Annotated in this window: 22 protein-coding genes and 1 pseudogene; 15 read left to right on the plus strand and 8 right to left on the minus strand. The window is 69.4% G+C overall.

What is annotated here, in order from left to right:
- Positions 1 to 26: 26 nt before the first annotated feature.
- From LP52_RS18030 to LP52_RS25875, 5 genes are all read right to left on the minus strand, one after another.
- Complete coding sequence (locus tag LP52_RS18030; RefSeq protein WP_157036374.1) at positions 27 to 554, minus strand: hypothetical protein; 528 nt, start codon at positions 552 to 554, stop codon at positions 27 to 29.
- A gap of 290 nt (positions 555 to 844) precedes the next feature.
- The gene (locus LP52_RS18035) at positions 845 to 1,393 is read right to left on the minus strand and encodes a P-loop NTPase family protein (RefSeq protein ID WP_040275215.1); all 549 of its coding nucleotides are present in this window, start codon (positions 1,391 to 1,393) and stop codon (positions 845 to 847) included.
- 541 nt (positions 1,394 to 1,934) lie between these two features.
- On the minus strand, positions 1,935 to 2,177 hold the full coding sequence (locus LP52_RS18045; RefSeq protein WP_238580973.1) for a hypothetical protein: 243 nt from the start codon (positions 2,175 to 2,177) through the stop codon (positions 1,935 to 1,937).
- Complete coding sequence (locus LP52_RS27805) at positions 2,174 to 2,584, minus strand: hypothetical protein (protein ID WP_169775381.1); 411 nt, start codon at positions 2,582 to 2,584, stop codon at positions 2,174 to 2,176. The genes LP52_RS18045 and LP52_RS27805 overlap by 4 nt, the downstream gene beginning before the upstream one ends.
- The gene (locus LP52_RS25875) at positions 2,581 to 3,162 is read right to left on the minus strand and encodes an ATP-binding protein (protein WP_052809992.1); all 582 of its coding nucleotides are present in this window, start codon (positions 3,160 to 3,162) and stop codon (positions 2,581 to 2,583) included. Before LP52_RS25875 ends, LP52_RS27805 begins: the two co-directional genes overlap by 4 nt.
- Positions 3,163 to 3,408: 246 nt before the next feature.
- On the opposite strand from LP52_RS25875, the gene LP52_RS18055 reads away from it, so the two are divergent.
- Positions 3,409 to 4,278: a helix-turn-helix domain-containing protein gene (locus tag LP52_RS18055; RefSeq protein WP_238580974.1), complete on the plus strand. Its 870-nt coding sequence runs from the start codon at positions 3,409 to 3,411 to the stop codon at positions 4,276 to 4,278.
- Complete coding sequence (locus LP52_RS26750; RefSeq protein ID WP_084723299.1) at positions 4,275 to 4,484, plus strand: DUF397 domain-containing protein; 210 nt, start codon at positions 4,275 to 4,277, stop codon at positions 4,482 to 4,484. Before LP52_RS18055 ends, LP52_RS26750 begins: the two co-directional genes overlap by 4 nt.
- Positions 4,485 to 4,555: 71 nt before the next feature.
- On the opposite strand, the gene LP52_RS18060 is transcribed toward LP52_RS26750, so the two are convergent.
- Complete coding sequence (locus LP52_RS18060; protein ID WP_040275217.1) at positions 4,556 to 5,278, minus strand: HAD family hydrolase; 723 nt, start codon at positions 5,276 to 5,278, stop codon at positions 4,556 to 4,558.
- A gap of 83 nt (positions 5,279 to 5,361) precedes the next feature.
- On the opposite strand from LP52_RS18060, the gene LP52_RS18065 reads away from it, so the two are divergent.
- From LP52_RS18065 to LP52_RS25880, 13 genes are all read left to right on the plus strand, one after another.
- Positions 5,362 to 6,570 (plus strand): helix-turn-helix domain-containing protein, encoded by a 1,209-nt coding sequence (locus tag LP52_RS18065; protein WP_052809993.1) that lies wholly within the window; start codon positions 5,362 to 5,364, stop codon positions 6,568 to 6,570.
- A gap of 348 nt (positions 6,571 to 6,918) precedes the next feature.
- Entirely contained in the window at positions 6,919 to 7,470 is a 552-nt protein-coding gene (locus LP52_RS18070; RefSeq protein WP_040275218.1) for a hypothetical protein, read from the plus strand.
- Between the two features lie 75 nt (positions 7,471 to 7,545).
- Positions 7,546 to 8,886: a cytochrome P450 family protein gene (locus tag LP52_RS18075; RefSeq protein WP_052809994.1), complete on the plus strand. Its 1,341-nt coding sequence runs from the start codon at positions 7,546 to 7,548 to the stop codon at positions 8,884 to 8,886.
- Complete coding sequence (locus LP52_RS18080) at positions 8,868 to 9,986, plus strand: cytochrome P450 (RefSeq protein WP_157036375.1); 1,119 nt, start codon at positions 8,868 to 8,870, stop codon at positions 9,984 to 9,986. Before LP52_RS18075 ends, LP52_RS18080 begins: the two co-directional genes overlap by 19 nt.
- 133 nt (positions 9,987 to 10,119) lie before the next feature.
- A complete protein-coding gene (locus tag LP52_RS18085; RefSeq protein WP_040275219.1) occupies positions 10,120 to 10,950 on the plus strand; it encodes an SAM-dependent methyltransferase in 831 nt (276 codons plus the stop codon).
- Positions 10,951 to 11,026: 76 nt separating this feature from the next.
- The gene (locus LP52_RS18090; RefSeq protein WP_169775382.1) at positions 11,027 to 11,836 is read left to right on the plus strand and encodes an endonuclease/exonuclease/phosphatase family protein; all 810 of its coding nucleotides are present in this window, start codon (positions 11,027 to 11,029) and stop codon (positions 11,834 to 11,836) included.
- 55 nt (positions 11,837 to 11,891) lie between these two features.
- Positions 11,892 to 13,832: an ABC transporter ATP-binding protein gene (locus LP52_RS18095; RefSeq protein ID WP_040275221.1), complete on the plus strand. Its 1,941-nt coding sequence runs from the start codon at positions 11,892 to 11,894 to the stop codon at positions 13,830 to 13,832.
- Between the two features lie 229 nt (positions 13,833 to 14,061).
- Positions 14,062 to 15,180, plus strand: a complete 1,119-nt coding sequence (locus LP52_RS18100; RefSeq protein WP_052809996.1) for a cytochrome P450 — start codon at positions 14,062 to 14,064, stop codon at positions 15,178 to 15,180.
- Complete coding sequence (locus tag LP52_RS27810; protein ID WP_040275223.1) at positions 15,177 to 16,547, plus strand: preATP grasp domain-containing protein; 1,371 nt, start codon at positions 15,177 to 15,179, stop codon at positions 16,545 to 16,547. Before LP52_RS18100 ends, LP52_RS27810 begins: the two co-directional genes overlap by 4 nt.
- A 16-nt stretch (positions 16,548 to 16,563) precedes the next feature.
- Positions 16,564 to 17,535, plus strand: coding sequence for an aspartyl/asparaginyl beta-hydroxylase domain-containing protein (locus LP52_RS18110; RefSeq protein WP_040275224.1), 972 nt, complete (start codon positions 16,564 to 16,566; stop codon positions 17,533 to 17,535).
- An 11-nt stretch (positions 17,536 to 17,546) separates the two neighbouring features.
- A complete protein-coding gene (locus tag LP52_RS18115; protein ID WP_040275226.1) occupies positions 17,547 to 18,689 on the plus strand; it encodes a hypothetical protein in 1,143 nt (380 codons plus the stop codon).
- Entirely contained in the window at positions 18,686 to 19,954 is a 1,269-nt protein-coding gene (locus LP52_RS18120) for an ATP-grasp domain-containing protein (RefSeq protein WP_040275227.1), read from the plus strand. Before LP52_RS18115 ends, LP52_RS18120 begins: the two co-directional genes overlap by 4 nt.
- Entirely contained in the window at positions 19,951 to 20,736 is a 786-nt protein-coding gene (locus tag LP52_RS25880; protein WP_052809998.1) for a class I SAM-dependent methyltransferase, read from the plus strand. The genes LP52_RS18120 and LP52_RS25880 overlap by 4 nt, the downstream gene beginning before the upstream one ends.
- A gap of 25 nt (positions 20,737 to 20,761) precedes the next feature.
- Here LP52_RS25880 and LP52_RS18130 read toward each other — a convergent pair whose 3' ends face one another.
- Positions 20,762 to 21,781: a phosphotransferase family protein gene (locus LP52_RS18130; protein WP_238580975.1), complete on the minus strand. Its 1,020-nt coding sequence runs from the start codon at positions 21,779 to 21,781 to the stop codon at positions 20,762 to 20,764.
- Between the two features lie 299 nt (positions 21,782 to 22,080).
- Positions 22,081 to 22,491, minus strand: a pseudogene (locus LP52_RS29110) (phage terminase small subunit); the annotation flags it as partial.
- Positions 22,492 to 22,554 lie beyond the last annotated feature (63 nt).

Genomic DNA, 22,554 nt, shown 5'->3' on the forward strand with positions numbered 1-22,554 from the left:
TCCAATGGTCAAGCGCCGTGCCGCGGTCAGCATGAGCCGATCTGGCCCAGCAGGAGATCTGAGACTTTCCAGGTGAGCCCGTTCTGATGGACGGTGGCTTCGACCTGCCGGTGGATGGGTTCGTCGGGCTTTTCCTCAATCAGTTCGCCGGTTTCGGCGTCGTGCTGCAGCCATTCGGTGGAGTCCATGCAGTCGTGGATTTCGGCCGTGCCGGCCTCGGCATCGATCTCTGCAATCTCAGCAGAGTGGGAGGGTGCGCCCTTGGCGACGACGCCGTCCTCGGCCCGCCCTCTCAGGTTGTCGCGGGCATACTCCAGAGCCTGGCCGGTGGCGTAGCGCTCAAGCGCTGTCAGGTCGGGCTCGGTACTGCGGGACTGTTTGGTGATCGCGCCCCACAGGCCGGTGTACGCACCCATCGCTTCGTCGGCGACCGACGGTGGAGAAGACGTTTTCGCCTGCGAGGGAGATGCCGTAGGCGCGGCAGGACCGTCGTTCGACGATGTGCATCCTGCGGCTACGAAAACCGCCAGCACAACGCCGCTTACCAGCGCCACACAGCGCGCACGAGCCATCGGACACCCCATGACTTGACCGCGTTCACGACCGAAATCCGACTCCCGAGAGTAATACGACCGTCACTCTCATTGAAGGGAGTTCTCCGGCGGAAGCGATGGATAACCGGATCCTCACGGAGAGGTAAGCCCTTGCACGCAAAGGAAACAGAGGCCGGCCTCGTGTCTGGTGATCGTTTCCCTGGTGTGGAGCACTGCCTGTCCATGCGACCGAGACCGGAAAGGTCGCTCGTGACCTGCGAGGCATTCCTCAGGTCTGCGCCGGTGTCTTGCTATGCGCGATGCCTCGACCTTGGCACGCTGAGCAAACCGGTCTCGTCCCAGATCCGCTCGACCACGGCGTCGAACGTGCTCTCGTTGCCGAGCACGGTCTCATCCAACCCGGTGACGAGATCCTCCGGTGTGAACCAGGAACGCATCTCGGCTTCGCCGAACTCGGCGGCCTGCGGACGGCTGGCATGGCGCTTGAGGCTTTCCTCGAAACCCACGTCGAGGTAGTAGCAGCCGGTGACGCCGCGATGGTCGGCTCGCAGCTGTCGCAGCATGACCCCGTAGCGGGCCGCGTACAGGATGCCCTCGACGATCACGTGGTATCCGTGATCGAGCGCGTAGCGGGCTGTGGCGTCGATCAACCCGATGTTGATCCCTCCGGGAACGTCCTTCTCGCGCAGCACGACACGGCGCAGATTGTCCTGTGCCACGAGGGCGATCCCGTACCCATAGCGCTCACGTAGCGCCCCTGCGACGCTGCTCTTGCCGGCGGCAGAATTGCCCCGGAGCACGACCAGCCGGGTCTCGGCGGTCCCGGTGGGAAAAGGCATAGCACAACGCTAGCTCAGGGAGCTTGGCGCATCTCCGGTGTCCGTCATCCCGTCAGAGGACAGCTCAGAGGGCTGCGCCAGCACGGAGTGCGCTTCCCAGGGGGAGCATGCTGGCCCGGTTGGTCGCCCCGGTCAGTAAGGAGGTCGCTGGCCGGTTGTGGCAGGTGTTGTGCGCGTTGAATACTCTTGCCCATCTGTCACCCGACGCGCGAACCCGATTCGGCTGGACGGTCCCTCGCCGGACATGGAAACAGCGTATCGACATGGCCTCCACGACCCTCGGCGTCGTGCGCGAGGAGAGCACGGTCGCCATCTGAGCGTTCGTCGTGACCGTCGCCTTCCATGCGGGAACGGCCGTGGTGGGTCTCGTCCTGGATGGGTCTATCGGCCTCTTCGGCTGCTGACGCGGTTCCCGCACTGAATCGAACCTGAGAGCCCTCTCCTGAGGAGCTCTGAACAGCCCCCACCAGTTCGGCGGGGGCTCTCTGACAGCGCGCGGTGCCGCATTATGGCCAGGTGGGCACAGTGGCCCATGGCGGAATCAGGAACGCATGGCCGGAACCGACCGGCTGCCGCGCGGCCTCGGCCGGTGGGTGCGCCACCAGGCCAGCAGTGTGAGGGCGTCGATGCTGTCGCGTTCGTGCAGTCCTTCGGTGTCCATCAGGTAGAAGTGGCCGCTGCGCTCGCCGAACCAGACGATCAGACCCGGATGGGCGGCCTGCAGGTTGGCGGCGGCGGTGTGCTCGGCGGCGTAGCGAGGGGTGCGTCCCCAGCGTGCAGTCACGATTCCTCCTGGGATGTGGAAGCGGCCCGGTGAGCGGCGGTGCGCATCCCCTCGGCCAACTCCGGGTCGCCGTGCTGTACGCCCTCCACCACTTCGGCGAGCGAGCGCGCCTGGGCGGGAGTGATCCGGGCGGTGTAGGCGCCGCTGCCGATGGGGGTGCGCATCCGCAGTTCGACGTGCGGCGCTTCCAGTTGCGTGTAGGGGGCGCGGCCGCCGATGCGCTGGTGCCAGACCGCGGCGACGGTCAGGGCGACGGTGCCGTGGGTACCGCGGTAGGTGGTGTTTTCGTGGATGCACCACCATGCCTGTCCGCGGATGGACCGTTCGGGGTGTCTGCGGCACCACCACGGGCATCCGGACGTGTTCGCGCCCGACGCTGCAGCCGCGGGCGCGTGGGGGCGGGTCATGGTGACCACCTGCCGGGAACGTCGGCGGTGATTTGGTCGAGCGCCTCGAGGTCGTCGGCTTCCTGCGGGCCGGGGTGCGCGCCGGTGGGCTGGAGCGCGACGCCCGGGTGTTGTGCACCTGGACTCCGGTGGGCCGGGCTCACTTCATCCCGCGCCGCAGTTGCGTCCGGCGGACCCGCGTCGTAGACGAGCAGTGCCCATACCGAGCGGCCGCCTTCGGCATGGTCGGTGGTTCCCCAGGCGTGGGCGGTGGACTCGATCAGCAGGAGGCCGCGGCCTTCGGTCTCCTCCCCACTGGGGGTGCGCAGACGGGGGACGGTCGGTGTGACGGGGCGCGGGCCGCCATCGGCGACTTCGAGGAGGCACCCGCATACCAGGGGTGCGACGGTCAGTCCGATCCTGCCGTCGGGCAGTCCGCTTCGCGTGTGCCTGTACGCGTTGGTGACGAGCTCCGAGACGATGAGCTGGGCCTCGAAAAGCAACGGATGGCTCGGGCCGAGGGTGGCGGTGACTCGGGGCCGAGCGATGCCGGCGACTTCGGGGGTGCCGGGGAGCCAGCACGGTTGTTCGGGGGGCATCAGCAGGCCTCCTCGAGGGATCCGGGGCCACAGGTCCGGGACGCCGTCGCGGTCGCCACTGATGGGGCGAGTCGGCGCCCTGCGTCTCCCCTGGCCGGATGAAGGGCTGTTCCGAACTCTCAGTATCACGATCAACCCACACACACGCAATCCATACTGAGGAAATTTTCTCTAGCATGGATTGCGGTAAGTTGGTTCGGTGATGTCCGATGCGCCAAACTGGAGCTGCGAACTGGGAGGTGTCGAGTGGGCCAGAGCCCGGCAGGCGTCGCGCGGCGCACGATCGCCCGCGTCATGCGCCAGGCCCGCGTGCGGGCGGGCATCAAATCCGGAATCGCCGCGCACCACGCCGGCATCGCGCCCGGAACCCTGACCAAGTACGAGAAGGCCGAGAACCCCTGGCCCGTCTCGGTCGTGCACCTGCTGGCCGAGTACTACGGACTCTCCACCGACGACCGCGACCGCATCGTCGGCCTCGCCCGCCAGCGCGAGCCCGGCTGGTGGCAGCGCCACGGCGACAGCGTCCCGGCCTGGTTCGAGCCCTACCTCGGACTCGAGCAGGAGGCCCACACCCTCCACAACTACGAGGACGGCACCGTCCCCGGCCTGCTGCAGACCGCCGATTACGCCACGGCCGTCCTCACCGCAGACATCGACGCCGGCTCACACGACCAGATCGCCGCCCAAGTCGAGATCCGCACACGCCGCCAAGATCGGCTCACCGATGAAGCACCACTGGCGTTCAACGCGGTCATCAACGAAGCCGCCCTCTACCGCGTCGTCGACGGCACCGCAGTCATGCGCGAGCAGCTCCAGACGCTGCTGGATCGCGCCGACTTGCCCAACGTCGACCTCAGGATCCTGCCGTTCGAGGCCGGCGCCCACACCGGCAGCGAAGGCTCCTTCGTCATCATGCAGTTTCCCGGCATCCTCGACGACGTCGCCGCCGGCGACGTGGTGCTGGTGGAATCCCGCATCGGCGCGCTCTACCTGGAAGAGGAGTCCGAAACCGCCTCCTTCTCCCGGGTCTTCCAGCGTCTGCGGGAAACCGCGCTGACCCCTGAGGAGTCCCGGCGACGTATCCGCCACCTGCTGCAGGAGAGATACGCACCATGAGGCACGAGGCGACCAACGAAAGCCCTGGACCGCGCTGGCGCAAGTCCAGCTACTCCGGCGGCGCGGGCGGCAACTGCGTCGAGGTCACATCTGGTACCGACCAACGTCTGATCCGCGACAGCAAACAGCCGGAAGCGGGCGTTCTGGAATTCTCAGCTCGGGAGTGGACAGCGTTCCTCGCCTCGGCTCGGCGCGAGAATCTGTAGGACTGGTCCGCCTGCTTCCCCAGGCATGTGGCGCCTTCCGCCATGACTGTTCGCGTCACCCTATGGGGGATTCACTCTCCAGCACGAACAGTGAGAACACGGCCAACAAGGTCACGGATGTCCACCGACTCCAACGTACCCAGGACCAGGTCCGCTCCCGCTCCCGTTAGGTCGTCGACGGAGCTGGTCCCGGAGGCGACTGCGATGACGCCCACTCCGGCCTCTCGCGCCGCTGCGATGTCCTTGGGGGTGTCTCCGATAAGGACGGTGCTCTCGCTCGGCACCGGCGCGCCCACTCGTTCCGCAGCTCGCGCCATGGCGAACTCGACCAGCCGCGGCCGGTAGGCATCGTCGTCACCGTAGGCTCCTGTGTCCAAGTTCAAATAGCGCTCCAGACCGAACACGCTCAGCTTGACCTGCGCCGCTCGCCTGGTGTTACCCGTCAACACGCTCTGCACGACGTCGGGTTCAGTCGCCAGGGCACCAACCGCCTCCTCGACGCCGGGCAGTGCCCGCCCCCGCTTACGGAGTTCGTCCACCCGGGCGCGGTATCCGTCCGCCTGTGCGGCGGCGAAACGCTCGAATAGGCCGTCGTCGCGGTGCTGGATGCCGTTGATCTCCAGAGTCTTTTCCAACAGCACTGGTTCGGTGTGCCCGTGTGCAGTGGCCATGCCGGCGCTCATCGTCATCCCCGTCGCCTTCTCGAACGCTTCTCGGAAGACAGCGCTGCCCACACCGCGGGTCTCGATCAATGTGTGGTCGACGTCCCACAGGACCAGGCAGCGGGGCAGCATCGGCGGCTCCAACACAGAGAATCGGGGGCGGGCCATTTACCATGTACCCCCACGGACGGCGTTCCAGCCAGGAGGGCGGGATCATGTCGCTGGGTCAGGTCTTCGCACAACGCGTGCGGTGGCATCGCACTCGGCAGGGTAAGTCCCAGGCGGTGGTCGCGGGGCTCGCAGGCATCAACGCCGAGTACCTCGGACAGATCGAGCGTGGATACCGGATCCCGTCACTGGATGTCGTCGAGGCTGTCGCCGACGCCCTCGGAATTTCCGTGCCTGAGCTGGTAACCGAGAGCGGTGAGCGCCCGCCGCCCGCCCCCGATGTTCTCTTGGCGTCTGATCTGCACCGCTCGCTTCTCCTCCAGCAGATGGCCTCCTCAGACCGCAGTGTCGGCGAGTTACAGGAAGCGGTCGAGCACGCCTGGCGCCTCTGGCAGGGGGCCGCAGACCGCTACAGCCGTCTGGCCGCTCTGGTCCCCGACCTGATCGGTGACGTCGCCGCGATCGGCGGCGCCGGAGCTACAGATCCCCTCCTTGAGCGCCGAGTGGCAGCCGACGCCTACGCCCTCTTACGGACTGTGGCTCGGCGCATCGGGCGCCCCGACCTGGCGCTGGTAGCCGCCGACCGTGAGCGGCGAGCTGCGGAGCAAACAGAGAACGCTGTCCGCCTGGCAAGGGCGAACTGGAACCTCGCGCATGCGCTGTTGGGCCAGCAGGAGCCCGAAACCGCCGAAGAAATTGCCTTAGCAGCCATCGCCGATCTCAAACGGCATGACACCCAAGAGGCCGCAGCGATCAGCGGCGCGCTGTGGCTCGCCGCCGCTGTAGCCGCCGCGCGTAGTCAACGAAGATTCGCGGCCATCGAGCGCATCAATGAGCACGCTCGTCCTCTCGCGGAAAAGACCGGGGAAACCAATGTGGGCCGGACCGCCTTCGGCCCGACCAACGTCGCCCTGCACATGGTCAGTATCGAACTCGAAGACGGTCACACCGCTAACGCGCTGGCTATCGCCGACGGAATCGACCCGGCTCCGCTGCAATCACGTGAGCGCCGCACTACCTTGGCGCTCGATCTAGCCCGCAGTCACGCCCTGCGCTGCGATCCAGGTGCCGCCCTGCTGCATCTGCTGGAAGCAGAACAGAGCAGCGCCGAGGAACTGCGCTACAACCCCATGGCACACGACACCGTGCGCCGGGTGTTCCAGCGCGCCCGGCCCTCGCTACGCAAGCAGCTCACCGCACTCGCCCAGCGTGTCGGCATCGAAGACGAGATCGCCACCGGTCACGCACTTTCCTAGCCCTGCGCTAGGACGTTTCAGCGCCAGTAGGCCGCGCTGAATCCTTCCCTAAATTCGTCCTCGCTGCATGATCCATCACGCTGCGAGGAGACAAGGAATGGCCGACTACCGAGCGCTTTTCGGCTTGGCCACATGCGCGTCCGCGGTAGCGCGGGCGAAGCGAGGCCACAACCCAGTGATTGCCGATGGACACGGCGGGGCTGAGCAAAGGCCCGGCTTCCTCGGCCGCAGCACCTTCTGGAGAACACTAGCCCTCGGCCACCTCGGCGGGCGGTCGGACCATGAGCACACACCGGCCAATCAGGCAGGTGAGTCTTGAGTAGGGCAGGCGACGATACCACTGGAGCTTTGGCCCGCCTGCGCTGGCGTTACCCCCACTGGGACATCCGATACTACGCCGCCACCTCGCTGCCCGAACGCGGAGTGTTCGTGGCCAGCATCGCGCCGGCTCCCGAGTGCCTCAGAGGAGTTCTGACCGCAGCGGCTTCCAGCGAGGAAGGACTCCTTCAGCAGTTGGAAATCCATGACCGCGTGGCGCGCCACATCTCCGAGGCCGCAAACACGGGCACGAGGGCGCTCGCCACAGATGAGGAGGCCGTGGCCGGGCTTCAGGGACAGCACCCGCATTGGCGGATCCGCTACGAGACCGACCCCGGCGATGGCCGGTTGGTGGCCACCCGGTCCCTGACCCCGGCACAGGCCGCTCTGGGGTTGCTGGAAACCGTGACCGCCGACGACGCCACCGAGCTGGCGCACCGCTTGGCCTACCAGGACGCCCTGGCCGCCGGCGCGGACGCCATCACCCTGGCCCTCGCCCCTCACGACGATCTGGCCGAGGACGCCGCCGACCTGATCGCCGGCTGCGAAGCGTTGCTGCACCGCACCGCCGACGGCACCTGAAGCCGCGCCGCCGCAGTGCCCGATCCATGCCGGATTCCCGCCCTCACCCGCCCCTCCTGTGTGAAAGCGACCGTTATGCCGCTGGCCCCTGACCCCCCGCCGCCGCTCCTGCGGCTGGACGATCCCGCCCTGGACCTACCCGCCGCCCTCGACGATCTCCACCCGGAGCACTTCCAGCGGGGGCTAGTGCCCGTCGAGTTGGAGAAGGGTGTGTCCGCCTGGCTCATGATCACCCTGTATTGCCTCCAGCACGTCCTCAAAGACGAGCGGTACTACGCCCGCGACCCCCGCGCTTGGCGCGACCTGGGCAACGGCACCATCCCCGACACCAGCCCCCTCCACGCGCTGTATCCGCCTCGCAGGAACGCGCTGTCGGTCGACGGCGCCGAACACACCCGGCTGCGCGCCGCACTGACCGGCGCGCTGGAGGAGGTCGCGCTCCACCACGTCACCCACGAGGTGAGCCAGACCGCCGACGTGATCATCGACTGGTTCTGCACCCGCGGCGAAGCCGACGTCGTCTCCGAGTACGCCTCCGTGCTCCCGCTGCTGGTGCTGTGCCGCCTGTTCGGCATGGACCAGCACGCCGGGCTGCGGGTCGGCATGGCCATGCAGCGCCTCTGGGACGGCCAGGCCGACGCCGCCCACGCCCACCACCAACTCCAAGACCTCCTGCTGGGCCACGCCGCCCACCGCCGCACCCAGCCGGGCCGCGACATCACCACCGGCATGATCACCCGCGGCCTGGACGACGAGGAGATCCGCGACCAGCTCGCGCTGATCATGGCCGCCGCCCACGACCCCATCGCCCACGCCATCACCAACACCCTCGCCGACCTCTTGCAGACATCCCGGCTGCACATGGTCGGCTCCACCTGGCTGATCAGCGAAACCCTCAACCACGGGATCTGGCACCACCCGCCCCTGGAGACCCTGGTGGGCCGCTTCCCCACCGTCGACGGCCTCGAGCTGGGCGGCTACCGGCTGGCTCGGGGCGACTGCCTGGTCATGGGCTTCGGCGCCGCCCAGCGCCACCAGCTGCGCACCGCCCCGCCCAGCCCCTCCAACCGGGCCTATCCGGTCTTCGGCATGGGACCGCACGGCTGCCCCCGCCTGGGCCGCGACATCGCCCTGGCCACCGCCCAAACCGGGGTGGAACGCCTCCAGCAGCGCCTGCCCGACCTACGCCTGCGCGAGAACGACACCCCGCGGCGCGCCTCGACGGTCATCGCCGGACGCCGCGCCCTGCCTGTCACGTTCACCCCCGCCCGCCCGCTCACACCCCCCGAAACCCACCAGGAGGACCCGTGGACGCCGTCCCCCGCCCCGCAGCGCGCATCCGCCTCGCACTCGACGACCCCGCCACCAACACGCAGCGCCTTCGAGCGGCTGGCCCGGTGGCTGCGGTTGATCTAGCCGGCCTGGGCCTGTGGGCCGCCTGCGGGGACGAGGCCCTGCGCACCGTCCAAGGCGACACCAGCGGCACGTTCCTGCGCGGCGCCGAGAACTGGCCCGCCCTGCAACGCGGCGAGTTGGACCGCGCCCATCCGCTGGTGGCGCTGGTGGGCGACCTGCGCAGCCTCCTCGCCCTCAACGGCACCGAGCACGAACAGATCCGCCGCCTACTGCGGCCCGCGTTCACCCCGGCCGCTGTGAAACAGCGCCGCAGCCAGATCGAGGCCATCACCGAGAGGCTGCTCGATGGGATGGAGCAGGCTGGCCCTCGGGTGGACCTGCTGGATTACGCCTGGGAGTTGACCGTGGAGGTGTTCCTCGACCTGTTCGGGCTCGGTGCCGAGCACGCCGCGACACTCACCGACATCACCACCCGCGCCTTCGCATTGAGTGACCCGGGCGTGCATGAGGAAGCCCGCGCCTATATCGCCGACCTGCTCGACCGCCGCTCGCCTGAGGCCGAGGGCGACCTGATCTCGCTGCTGGCCGCGGCCCAGCGCGAGGGCGACGTGTCGCGCGCCGACGCCGTCGACACCTGCTACCTGCTGATCGTTGCGGGTTTCGACACCACCCTCGGGGCTCTGCTGAATTCCGCCCACGCCCTGCTCACTCACCCCGACCAACGCGACTTGGTCCTGTCCGGGCGGGTGGCGTGGGCGCCGGCGGTCGAGGAGTGTCTGCGCCGCTATAGCTCCGTGGCCACCCTCCCGATTGTCTTCACCACCCGCGACGTCGAGCTGTGCGGCACCGAGCTGCCCGCCGGGGCCGGGGTGCTGCTGGGCATCGCCGCCGCCGGACTCGACCCCCACCGGTGGCAGGACCCGGAGGTCTTCGACGTCACCCGCAATCCCCGCGGCCACCTGGCCTTCGGCCACGGCCCGCACCTGTGCCTGGGCGCCCACCTCGCCCGCCTGGAACTCGAAACGGCCCTGTCGGGCCTGTTGACCCGCTTCCCCCACCTTGAACTGGCGGGACCCGTCCCGCCGCTGCCCAGCTTCATGATCCGCCGCCCCGCCAGCCTGCCGGTGAATCTGGGCTCGGGCGCCGTCCACGCCGCCTGACCGTCGCCCCTTCCCGTGTGGCCGTCGCATCCGAGGGCCTAACGATGGTGGAACGTCCCGCGCTGCCAACGGACCCATCGGCGTGCCCGCTCTCACGCTGCAATCCGCCTCTGTTCACGACAGGTGCATCACCATGTCCGACCACGCCCCCACAGGTGTCGACCCCTATACCCCCAGCGCCGCCCGCCTCTACGACTTCTACCTGGGCGGCAAGGATAACTACGCCGCCGACCGCGACGCCGGCACCCAACTCCTGCAGCGCATCCCCGAGCTGCGCAGCACCGCCCACGCCAACCGATACTTCCTGCGCCGCGTCGTGCGCCATCTGGCCACCGAAGCCGGGGTGCGCCAATTCCTCGACATCGGCTCCGGGCTACCCACCCAGGACAACGTCCACCAAGTCGCCCAGCGCCACAACCCCGGCGCCCGCGTCGTCTACGTCGACAACGACCCCATCGTGCTCGCCCACGCACACGCGCTCCTGGCCGACGACCCATCCACCACCGCGGTCGCCAACGCCGACCTGCGCGACCCGGCCGGCATCATCGCCCACCCCGAGAGCCAGCGGATGATCGACTTCACCCAACCGGTCGCCGTGCTGATGATCGCCGTCCTGCACTTCCTCACCGACGACGACGCCCCCAACGACGTGGTGGCCGCCCTGCGCGAGGAGCTGTGCCCGGGCTCCTACATCGCCATCTCCCACCTGGAGAACGAGACCAGCCCCGAGCGGGCGGCGTTCATGGAACAGGTCTACGCCCGCAGCTCCGCGACGCTGCAAGGGCGCAGCCACGCCGAGATCCACCGGCTCTTCACCGGGCTGAAACTCGTCGAGCCCGGCGTAGTCCCCATCTCCGAATGGCGCCGCGACCCCACCGAGCCCTACTGGCCACCCGAACAGGCCTGGGGCGACGGCGGCCTGGCCCGTGTCACCTCCCTCCCGCCCACACCGATCCGGGGCTGACGCCCGCCCCCTCACCCACCCCACCCCGACAAGCAGGAAGAGGATTCGCCCAGTGGCGTGGTTGACGATCATGTCTTTGAATCTCCAACACGGCGGCATCCAGACCGGCGACGGCCGCCCCGACGACCGGTGGCCCGAGCTGGCCGCCACCATCAACGCCGCCTCACCCGACATCCTCTGCCTGCAGGAATGCCACGGCTGGACCGACCACCTCCACCACCAGGTCTACCGGGCCGAGCGGGACCTGGACATGCGCCTGGCCGGACTCGTCGGCGGCCGCGCCGTCGGCGGCAACGCCGTCTTCTACCGGCCCGGCGCCGTCGCCCAGTGCGGGTGGGCCGAGGCCTACGCCCGCGAGCTCTACACCGGCCTGGGCGTCGCGCTCTTCGCGGTCGAGGGGGTGCCCGAGCGGTTGGCCGTGGTCAGCACGCATCTGAGCACCACCACCGCCGAGCAGCAGGTCGAGGAGGCCATGCGGGTCGCCGACCGCGTCACCCGCTACGGCGGCTACGGGGTGATGATCGGCGACATCAACGCCCACCCGCTGTTGGACGGCGGCCGGTTCCCGGATCCGGCCGGCATCAAGCCGCTGGACCGCACCTGCCGCTACGACGAGGCCGACCAGCCCGACCGGCGCGTGGCGCGCCGCCTGCACCGCGCCGGGCTTACCGATGCGGCCGCCCACCTGGCCGCCCGGACACACAACACCGACCACTACGCGCCGACGGGCACGGGAAAGATCCGGGTGGACCGGGCCCTGCTGACCCTGCCCCTGGTCCCGCTCCTGAGCGGCTACACGCGCATCTCCACCGCCAGCGACCACGACGCCATCGCCATCACGCTCGACCGCCCCGATGCCGGCCCAGCCGCATCGGCTGCTGCCTGACCCATGGCCCGCAGCCGCTGCCCGTGATCGCTGTCCCGACGTGCTCTGGAGTTGTATGAACCGGCGCCGCCCACGCCGCCCACGCCGCCCTGCCCCGGCCACGCCCGCAGGACTGCCCGAACTGGCCACCAGCCGCTTCCACCCCTGGTTCGGCGACCTGCAGCGCCTGTCGCTGTGGCGCATGCTCACCCGCCTGCCCGCCCTCATCGCCACCGCCCTGCGCTGGAGCTGGAAAGCCAGCCCCCGCGACACCTTGCTCACTGTCGGGCTCAACGTCGCCGCCGGCGCCTTCTCCGCGATCGTGCTCACCGCGGTGGTGGGCATCCTGCAGGGCCTGTTCGCCGAGGGTCCCACCCCCGAGCGGCTGCAGGCCGCCCTGCCCTCGCTGCTGCTGGCCGGGGCCGCCGCCCTCACCCGGGCCGCGCTGCGCTCCGCAGCGATCTGGGCCCAAGGCCGGCTCACCCCGATGGTCGAGCGGGTCGTGGAGGTCGAACTCGTCTCGCTGACCACGGCCACCCGCCTGGAGGCCTTCGACGACTCCGACTGGTGCGACCAGATCCACCGCGCCCGCACCCTGGGCGTCTACGAAGCCGGACGCATCACCGGCTACGCCGCCGACATCGCCACCGAGCTGGTCAGCCTGCTGGCCGTGGCCACCGTCGTCACCGTCCTGCATCCCGTGCTGCTGCCGCTGCTGGCGCTGACCGTGGCCCCGGTCGGCTGGGCCGCGATCCGCTCGGCGCGGATGCGGTATGCGCGGATGCGGGCGCTGAGCACCTCCAACCGGCTGCTGTATATGTACACCCACGCCATGACCGAGCGCGAGGCCGCGGCCGAGCTGCGCGCCTACGCGATGCGCCCCATGCTGCTGGCCGAATTCGCCCGCATCTCCGACCATGTGCGCGACGCCCTCCTGGCCGTGGTCGGGCGCCAGACCACCACCCGCGCTGTGGGCGACGTGCTGGGCGGCATCGCAACCCTGGCCACCTACGCCGCCCTGGTGGCGCTGCTGCTGGCCGGGCTGATGCCGCTGGCGGTGGCCGGGGCCGCCTACCTCGCCCTGGGCCAGGGCAAAGCCGCCCTGGATCGGCTCATGAGCGCCGTCAACTCCTGCTACGAATCCGGGCTGTATCTGTCGGACCTGCTGGAGGCCTTCGACCACGCCCGCCGCCGCACCCCGCCCGCCACCGGCGGAACCTCCCCGGGCCCGTTGAAGGAGCTGCGGGTGCAGGGCGTGGACTTCGCCTACCCCGCCACGGAGGCCAACGCGCTCACCGGAGTCAGCATCACCGTCGAACGCGGCCGGGTCGTGGCCCTGGTCGGCGAGAACGGATCGGGCAAATCCACCCTGGCCACCCTCATCTCCGGGCTGTACGTGCCCGATGCCGGGACCATCACCTGGAACGGCACCGGCATCGCCGACCTGGCCCCCGGCGAGCTGCACGCACGGATCGGGCTGATCCGCCAGCAGTACCACCAGTGGCCCTTCTCCGCCGAACGCAACATCACCATGGCCGCCCCCGGCGCCGCCGAGCCCGACCGGCTGGGTCGGGCCTTGCGCCTCAGCGGCGCCGACCAGGTGGTCGAGGACCTCGCCCACGGGTTGGACACGCCGCTGGATACCCGGTTCAAAGACGGCGAGGATCTCTCCGGCGGGCAGCGCCAGCGCATCGCCGCCGCCCGCGGCCTCTATCCCCAGGCTGATCTGGTCATCGCCGACGAGCCCACCGCCGCCCTGGACGCCCGCGCCGAGGAGCGGCTGTTCTCCACCTTCCAGGCTGCCGCCGACGGGGCCGCGGTGTTGCTGATCACCCACCGGTTGGCCAGCACCCGCAGCGCCGACTGGATCTACGTCCTCGACCACGGCCACGTCGTCGAACAGGGCACCCACACCGACCTGATCACCCACGGCGGGCTGTATGCCGAGCTGTACGGCATCCAGGCGGCCGCCTACAACGGAGCCACCCCGAACCGGCACACCGAAGAAGTCCCGTAGCCGCACGCCGGTGAGTCCGATTCCGATCCGTCCGCCCGCGTCCAGTCCACGGAAGGGGGCAGTCATGCGCTACGACCACTGATGCCCACCCGGCGGCCGGGCCCTAACGAATGCGCCCGGCCGCCGCACCCCACCGGACAGCGAAGAGGTCAGGCTCGCTATGCCAACTCCCGGATACGATCCGCTGAATCCAGAAACCCTCCGTGACCCGTACCCGGCCTATGCGCTCATGCGCGAGCACGCCCCCGTGCTTTGGCACGACCGCATGGGCTGCTGGGTGCTCTCCCGCTACGCCGACTGCGTGGCCGTCCTGCGCGACCACGACACCTTCGCGCGCGACCCGCGGCGTGTGGGCGAAGCGATCCCCGAGCCCAGTCTCAGCGTGCAGTCCCTCGATCCCCCCGAGCTGGGGCCGCTGCGCCGCCTCCTGATGAACGCCGTACACACCTGCGACCTGAACGGCCTCGCCCAACGCACTCGCGAACGGTCCGACGCACTGCTGTCGGCTCTGGCCACCCAGACAACGTTCGACGTCGTGGAGGACTTCGCGTCCCCGCTCTCGCTCGATGTCATCTGCGACCTGCTGGGCGTGGATCGACCCGAGCGGGGATCCTTCGCCGAAGCCTCCGACGCGATCATGCGCAGCATGGACGCCGGCCTGCTGCCGGAGACCGCCGAGCCGGGGCGCCGTGCACGCCAGCAGCTGAGTGCACTGGTGGCCTCCTGGTTCGCCGAGTCGGACGCGCCGGGTCTGCTCGCGGAGATGCGGCGCGGCGCCCCAGCCGCCGGAGTCCCCGAGACCTATGTGCGCAACACCGCCCGGGTGCTGTTCCAAGGCGGCTACAGCACCATGGTAGCCGCCATCGGCAACGTAACCGCCCAGCTCATGCAATACCCGGGCCTACTGGAGCACCTGAGCGAGCCCGAGACCCGCACCACCGGGGTGGACGAACTGATCCGCTACGACGGACCCGTGCAGGGCACAAGCCGCACCGCTACCCGGGCGGTGACCATCGGCGGCACCCGCATCGAGGCCGGACAGACCGTGCTCGTGCTGCATGCGGCCGCCAACCACGATCCCGACCAATTCCCCCGGCCCGACGAACTCCTGCTCGACCGGTCCCCCAACCCTCACCTGGGGTTCGGCTGGGGTCCCCATGCCTGCGCGGGCACGCTACCGGCCCAGATCGCCCTGCACGCGGTGGTCGAAGCCCTGGCCGCGCGCCCTCGGCTTTGTGCGGCGGGGGCCTTCGTGCGGCGCCGCACCGCCACCATGCGCGGCTGGCAACACCTGCCCGCCGCTTTCATCCCCGCGGCCTGCACAGCCCCGTCCGGGAGGCACCCGTGAGACTACTCATCGGCAACCACATCGACGACTCGATCCGCCTACGGCCCGAGACACGCGCCTGGACCCAGCGCATCGTCTGGTTCGCCCGCGACGGCGACCTGATCGTGCTCCCCGACCACCCCGACAGCCGCTTCGTGGCCTATGCGACCGCGCTGACCGGCGTCGACTCCACCACGCTGCGCTTCCATAGTCCCCCAGGCGGCCGTTACGGCCGCGCCAGCTTGGACCCGCTCAGCCTCACCGCGCCCGCGTTCGTCGCCGCCGTGGCCGCCGACCTCGGCGACGTCGAGGAGGTATTCGCCCTCTGGCCCTCGGCGCAGGTGACTCGCCTGGCCGAAGCGCTCGGCGTCGCCGACCGCTTCCCCGGAGCCAAGTTCTTCGCCCAAGGCGGCGGAGAGGTGGCCAACAACAAAGCGACCTTCCGCGCCCTGGCCGCCGGCGCCGGTGCCGCGACCCCCGCGGGGGCGGTGTGCCGCAGTCAAGCCGAGGCCGCGGCGGCGACCCACGCGCTACTCAAAACCACCACTGCGGTGGTGGTCAAACAGGCCCACAACGGCGCCGGCGTGGGCAATCAGGTCGTGACCGAGGACCCCGCGGTGGCCACCGGCCATGCCGGGGCCCGGCACCACCATCAACTGCCGCCCGGTGCAGGAGCCGTCGAAGCCTACTGGGAGCAGCACTGGGCATGGGCCTCAGCCGCCGACCGGTTCCCCGTCGTCGTCGAGGAATTCCGGCCCGGCGCCACTTCGGTCTATGCCGAGTTCTACGCCGGCGACGACGGTGTCCGTCCGACCGAGGCCGGGGCGCTCTACTACGCGCAGGGGCGGTTGAGCCACCAGATCGTCCCGCTGCGCTCCGAGCACCGGCAGCGGCTGGTGGGTGCCGCGGCACCATTGGCGCAGGCCTATCAGCGCCTGGGCTATCGGGGCCCACTTAGCGCCGACGCCCTTCTGGAAGACGGCGGAGGCATCCTCTTCACCGAAGTCAATGCACAAGTCTCCGGATCGCTGCACATCTACCAGGTGATCGCCCACGCCATCGTGCAGGCCGATACCCCGCCCCAGCGCCTCGTCGTGGAGCACCACGTACCGCCCCGATGGAACGTGTCCGGGTTCGAGGAGTTCCTGCAGGCGCTCGACGAGCTGGACGTCGCCTACGACCCGCGTACCCGAACCGGAGTGATCGTGTCGATGCCCGTCATCGCGCTGGAACCGGGGGCGGCACGCTTCGTGTTCTGCATCGCCTATGCGACCGAGGCCCATCGCCGCCACGTCTACGCGCTTCTGGACGAGCGCTTCACCACCCCATCCGCATCGGCCGCGACCGGCCCCGCAGCCGCGGAGGCGTCCCCAGCACCGAGCGAATGAGACAGAAGGAGCGTCGATGCATTCCCCTTGCCCGACATGGCCGGCGCCGGCGACACAGTTGCGCCCCAGGTTCGCCCCCGACCGGCTAGTCCACGACCTGGCCCGGCTGAGGCGACACCGCTGGGCCAAGCAGCGCATCCACAACGCCTCCGGAGTCGGCGCCGAAACCGACGTCGACTGGCGCGTGCTCCCGCTGCGCAGCCCCGGCGGGGTCCCCGAGCGCACGGACCCCGGCGGCCCCGGCCCCGACGGTTTCGCCCCCACCGAATGGACCCACCACGCCCCCTACCTCGCCGAAGTCCTGGCCACCCTCCCGGCGCCGGTGAACGCGGCCCGCCTGATGGCGCTCGCGCCCGGTGCGGTATCAGCCGAACACTGCGACCCCAAGTACGCCCTGACCCGCGGCCTGGCACGGATCCACCTTGTACTTTCCACCAACCCCGACGCGGTCCTCGTCTTGGACGGCACCGCCTACCGCTGGCAGCCGGGCCAGCTGTGGTTCGGCGAGTTCGCTCGCCCCCACCTGGTCCGCAACGACGGCGCCACGACCCGCGTCCACCTGGTCATCGACGCCCTGCTGACCGCCGAACTCGCCACATGGTTCCCCCGCGACTGGGCCGAGGCCATGCACGCAGGCGCCGCCCTGATGAACCGGCCCGCCGCCGCTTTGGACTCCTCACCAGCGACCACCGTGCGCCTGCCCGCGTCCTTCCTCGACTTCGCCCCCACCGGCGGGGGCGACTCCATGCCCGCCCCCGACGAGCCCGCCATCGAGGCGCGTGTGGAACCGGCTTGGGATCAGTGGCGGCTGACCGTAGCCGACGGCCGCGTCTTCGCCCTGGTCCACCTCGGGGAGGGGGAGTTCCGCTTCTGCGGCTGGAGCGAGCAGCGCACACTCCAGATCCGTGAAAGCGACGTGCTGCTGCGCACCCGCACCCCCACGTCCAGCCACCCGATGCCGATCCCGGCACGTCCCAACGAACACTGAAAGGCCTCGGTATGCGACTCAACAGCCACAACGAATGGGCGCCGCTGAAAGAGATCGTCGTCGGCTCGGCCCAGAACTACACCTCCCACGACCGGGAGGTCTCCTTCGACCTCTTCCACCACGAGAACCTGTTCCGCTCCGATTGGGCCTATCCCCGCCTGCACACGGCGCGCGGGCCCGTCGAAGGACGGCAATGGCACCTCAAGCAGCGCTACGTCGACGAGCTCCACGAAGACGTGGAAGACCTCGCTCAACTGCTGGTCGGCCTCGGCGTCACCGTCCACCGCCCCATCCCGCTGCCGCCCGACGCCGCCCCCATCGCCGGTCTGGGCTGGCAGGCACCACCCACTCCCGCGCTCAACATCCGCGACAACACGCTCATCCTCGACAGCGAGATCATCGAAACCCCGCCGACGATCCGCTCGCGCTACCTGGAGACCCGTCTGCTCGCCCCGGTGTTCCAGCACTACTACGACCGCGGCGCGACCTGGACGACCATGCCGCGCCCCCTGCTGACGGACGCCTCCTTCGACCTGTCGTATGCACGCGATACGACCACCGCCCTCGGGGGGCCCACCGAGCCCATCGACGAGCCCGCGCCCTCGCCCTACGACGTCGGCTTCGAAATGCTGCTCGACGGCGCCCAATGCCTGCGCTTGGGTCGCGACCTGCTGGTCAACATCGCCACCGAGAACCACCGCCGCGGCTGCGACTGGCTGGAGCGCCACCTTCGGGGCCGCTACCGGATCCACCGCATCGACCGCATAGCCGACAACCACATCGACTCCATGCTGCTGGCACTACGCCCCGGCGTCTTCCTGGCCCGCCACGCCGACCTGCGCGACCAGCTGCCCGCACCGTTCGACACCTGGAAGGTGATCGTCCCTCCCGAACCCGCCGAAGGGAACTTCCCCGTCTACGACGACGGCGATCTGCTGCTGACCAGCCCCTACATCGACCTGAACGTGCTGTCCATCGACACGGAAACCGTGCTGGTCAACGCCGACTGCCCCGAGCTCGCCACGACGCTGGACAAGGAAGGCTTCACCGCCATCCCGGTCCGCCACCGCCACCGGCGCCTCTTCGGCGGCGGGTTCCACTGCTTCACCCTCGACACCGTGCGCGAAAGCGGTCTGGAGGATTACCGCCAGTGACCCGCATTCTGCTCTTGGAGGCCGCCGGCCCCGAGTCGGGCGCGCTGGCCCGCACCGCAGCGCGCCAGAACTTCGCCGTCTACGCCGCCACCCACCCCGCGCGCTACAGCGATTACCCGCCCTGGCTGCGCGAAATACTGACCGATTGGCTCGCCACCGACTTCACCACCCCCGACCGCGCACTGGCCGAGATCACCGCCTTCGCCCGCAGCAACCGGATCGACGCCGTCCTGACCGCCAGCGAATACCTCACCCCACTGGCCGCCCGCGCATGCGCAGCATTGGGACTGCCCGGAAACGACCTCGGCGCCGCTGAGGCAGCGCGCAACAAGGTGACCATGGCCGCCCGCTTTGACCGCTGCGGCGTCGATGCCCCACCGACGTCGGTCCCCCACAGCGCCGATGCGGCCGCGGCCCTGACCCGCCGACCCGGCGGGCTGCCGTGCGTCGTCAAACCCGCCGAACAGGCCGGATCCCACGGCGTCACCATCGCCCATGACACCGACCAGGCGGTCGAGGGCTACCGCCGCGCCCGGCGTCTCGCCTACGAAAGCACCTACGGCCTGTCTTTGGATACCCGCGCGCTCGTGCAGCCGCTGGTAGCCGGTACCGAGTACAGCGTCGAATCGATCACCGCCCAAGGACGCAGCCATCATGTGTGCATCACCCGCAAGCACACCGTCGCCGGTATCGAAACCGGGCATGACCTGCCGGAGCTCCTGCCGCCCCACACCCGCCGCCGGATTCTCGCCGAGACCGACAAGGCACTCGCGGCGCTGGGCGTCTGCAACTCCGCCTCGCACACCGAGGTCATCGTGGAGCCCTCCGGGCGCTGCCGCATCATCGAAGTCGGCGCCCGCACCGGCGCCGGCCGCATCGGCTTTCTGATCGGCTACGCGCTGGGTATCGACTGGTGGCAAGCCTGCATCGACACCAGCCTTGCCTGCCCGGTCGAGCTCTCTGCCACACGCAGCCGCCACGCCGCCATACGTTTCCTCACCAGCTCGCGCCACGGGACCCTGCAGGGTCTGGACCATCTCCCCACCACCGAACCCGACGTTCCCGAGATCCACCTCCGCGCGGCCGTGGGCGAGCGGATGGAACCGACCAGCGGCAACAGCACACGCTTAGGCAGCTTCATCACCGTCGGCAGCACCTCGGAGGCGCTGTCGCGGCGCGCCGACGAACTGTTGGGCACCATCCGCGTCCGTCTCGCATCAAACGCGGCGACCCCGCCCCCGGAGACGGGAGTGCAGTACACATGAGGACGCCCGCGAGCACCTCCCGGGAACCCACCGCGCAGAGCTTTGACCCGCTCTTCCCCGGAGACCAGACCGCGACGGGCTTTGCCCGCATCGCGCATCTGGCCGACCCGACACTCCCGCCAACGATCGCGCCCTGCTCATTTCTGACGTCCGACCTGCTGAAGCACATCGCCCAGGCCTTGGCGCTGCGACCTGGGCACGTGTTGGCCGATCTGGGCTGCGGCAACGGCGGCCCCGGGATGTGGCTGGCCGACCACTCCAACGTCCGCCTGATCGGTATCGACTTCTCCGCAGCCGCCCTGACCCAGGCGACGCGGCGCACGACGGACTTCGCCTGCGGCCATCGCGCCCGCTTCGTCCTGGCCGATCTGGCCGCCACCAGCCTGCCCGACGCCAGCACCGACGCCGCCCTATCCATCGACGCGCTGCAATACCCGGGCGATCGCCGCGCCGCCGCAGCCGAAGCCCATCGCATCCTGCGCCCCGGCGGACGACTCGTCCTCACGGGGTGGCACCCTCACCGACCCGGCGATGCACGGCTGCCGCCACGCCATCGCCACACCGACTGGCCTGCCACCCTGCACCGTGAGGGATTCACGCACATAACGGTGACCACGCGACCTGCCTGGGACAGCGCCTACCAGGCCATGTACCGTCTCGCCCTCGAACACGGCGACCCCGGTTCCGACACCGCGCTGCAGGGCCTGCAGCAGGAGGCCCAACAGCGCTTGCCCACCGCCCATCTCCTGCAACGCGTCGCCGTGACAGCAACGGCACGCTGAAGACCGCTGTACCGCGCCCGGCACCTCAGCCCAGGTCGTCGGCGATCTGCCGCATGAGGGCATAGGTCTGGTCCACATCCCCGTGACCGGTGCGGTGGCGCTCCAACCGGATCGCGCTGATGTGGCGAGCGGTGTAGACGAGCTGCCTCCACCGGGACGCGGGCGTGTCCGGAAGCTGCCCGTAGGTCTGCCAGAAGGCCTCGCGCTCGCCCCCGCGCCGGCGCGTGGCCATGTAGATCGTCCAGTCGGCAGCCGGGTCGCCCCACAAGGTTCGGTCGCAGTCGAACACCCCGGTGATCTGGGGTTCCGCAGCGTCGGGATCCAACATGACGTTCACGGTCCACAGGTCGCCGTGGAGCAGGCGCGGCTGAGTCACCTCGTCCAGCACCGCACGGTGCTTATCGGTAACTGCGATGACCCGGCGAAGATCGGCCGAGTCGAGACCGGCGTCGTCGATGTCGGCGGCCGCGTCCTCCAAGGCCGCAAGGAACGCTTCGCTCCAGTTGGCGAAGCCGGGACCGCCCACGGGTCCGAAGTGTGCTCCGCAGACGTCGTGGATGCGGCGCGCGATCTCACCCATCTGCGCGAACAAGGCCGACCACTGCTCCCGGGGGTACGTCCCCAAATGCTCGGGAGCCGGAACGCCGGGTACCACGGTCTGCAGCAGGTAGTCGCGCGCCACAAGCTCATGGGTGAAATCCGCGGCGACCACCTGTGGCATCAGATGGGCGATCGGTGCCAAGAACGGGAGGCTGGCGTATTCGTTACGCATCAGCCGGCGCTCGCTGCGGTTCTGACGCGCAGGTTCCGGAGCCACCCGGAGGATCACCGGTGCCGTGCCGTCCGTTTCGAGGCGGTAGGTGGTGTTGTACATGCCACCGCCCAGCTCGACAGCGGCATTCGCCCGGACGTCCGGACCGAACGCACGGTGCACGATGTGGTGGACATCATCGGCGGTCACAGGGCGTTGGAAGCCGGAGGAATCGCGTTCAATTGCCCGAAATTCCATATCGAGTTCTCCCATCGCCACATGTCCGCGGTCCACACTTCTCCTCTTGTGACATGGCTCAGCGCCCGATGTCGCCGCGATCAAATGATCTTCTCGATCGAGCGCGCAGGGCGCACCCTTGCCACAAGTTCGATGACACCTGAGAGTGTCCCATCTATCTTTCCCACCGGTGGCCAGATGGGGCTTCCGCTGATGCAGCCGAAACTGCAATACGCGGATCGGGCCTCCAGTTGTCACCAGACCCGTTGGGGTGGCGGAAGTACTTGGTGGCGTGGGCGATGACGTGCCACCCCAACGTGTACTGGGGCAACCCGGTAGGCATGATGTCGAGGCGGCTAGCTGGTGAAGCGACGCTGGTACTCATCGAGAGCCACCACCGCCGCTTCTTCGTCCTCGTCTGTGGTCTTGCCGCGTGGCAGCTCCACGCGGGCGCGCCGCCGGTCCCCCTCTCCCACCAGGAGGGAGGTCATCGCTTTTAGGTAGGCCGACAAGGACGCGCCCTTCAGCGGGATGGCGTCCCGCAGGATCTCGCCGTCGTCGGTGGTGCCGACCACCTGGGGGCACAGGTCGCGGGACGTGGATTCCGCGATCATGCACGCCAACGCCCAGTCGGAAGGTTATTAGAACCGGGACTGGCCGGATTGCGCGAGGGCCTCGTACCAGCGCTTGGCGACCCGGTGCCACTCGTCTTCAGCGTCCGGGGGCTCGACGGGAGTGGGGTGTCGGTTTCGGCCGTGGTGGTTTCGTCGTGGTCTTTGTTACGGCGGCGGCGTTGGGCCGACCGTTTCGGGACAGGTCCGCGCTGTCCG

The sequence above is a fragment of the Streptomonospora alba genome, from assembly GCF_000826685.1.
Taxonomy (GTDB): domain Bacteria; phylum Actinomycetota; class Actinomycetes; order Streptosporangiales; family Streptosporangiaceae; genus Streptomonospora; species Streptomonospora alba.

What these genes read in the sequence shown, in the direction of transcription:
- LP52_RS18075 (WP_052809994.1), top strand. Translation starts at nt 7,546, where the DNA reads ATGCCGCTGGCCCCTGACCCCCCGCCGCCGCTCCTGCGGCTGGACGAT.
- LP52_RS18100 (WP_052809996.1), top strand. Translation starts at nt 14,062, where the DNA reads ATGCGCGAGCACGCCCCCGTGCTTTGGCACGACCGCATGGGCTGCTGG.
- LP52_RS18065 (WP_052809993.1), top strand. Translation starts at nt 5,362, where the DNA reads ATGTCGCTGGGTCAGGTCTTCGCACAACGCGTGCGGTGGCATCGCACT.
- LP52_RS18110 (WP_040275224.1), top strand. Translation starts at nt 16,564, where the DNA reads ATGCATTCCCCTTGCCCGACATGGCCGGCGCCGGCGACACAGTTGCGC.
- LP52_RS18060 (WP_040275217.1), bottom strand. Translation starts at nt 5,278, where the DNA reads ATGCTGCCCCGCTGCCTGGTCCTGTGGGACGTCGACCACACATTGATC.
- LP52_RS25875 (WP_052809992.1), bottom strand. Translation starts at nt 3,162, where the DNA reads ATGCCCCCCGAACAACCGTGCTGGCTCCCCGGCACCCCCGAAGTCGCC.
- LP52_RS18085 (WP_040275219.1), top strand. Translation starts at nt 10,120, where the DNA reads ATGTCCGACCACGCCCCCACAGGTGTCGACCCCTATACCCCCAGCGCC.
- LP52_RS18115 (WP_040275226.1), top strand. Translation starts at nt 17,547, where the DNA reads ATGCGACTCAACAGCCACAACGAATGGGCGCCGCTGAAAGAGATCGTC.
- LP52_RS18095 (WP_040275221.1), top strand. Translation starts at nt 11,892, where the DNA reads ATGAACCGGCGCCGCCCACGCCGCCCACGCCGCCCTGCCCCGGCCACG.
- LP52_RS18035 (WP_040275215.1), bottom strand. Translation starts at nt 1,393, where the DNA reads ATGCCTTTTCCCACCGGGACCGCCGAGACCCGGCTGGTCGTGCTCCGG.
- LP52_RS26750 (WP_084723299.1), top strand. Translation starts at nt 4,275, where the DNA reads ATGAGGCACGAGGCGACCAACGAAAGCCCTGGACCGCGCTGGCGCAAG.
- LP52_RS27805 (WP_169775381.1), bottom strand. Translation starts at nt 2,584, where the DNA reads ATGACCCGCCCCCACGCGCCCGCGGCTGCAGCGTCGGGCGCGAACACG.
- LP52_RS25880 (WP_052809998.1), top strand. Translation starts at nt 19,951, where the DNA reads ATGAGGACGCCCGCGAGCACCTCCCGGGAACCCACCGCGCAGAGCTTT.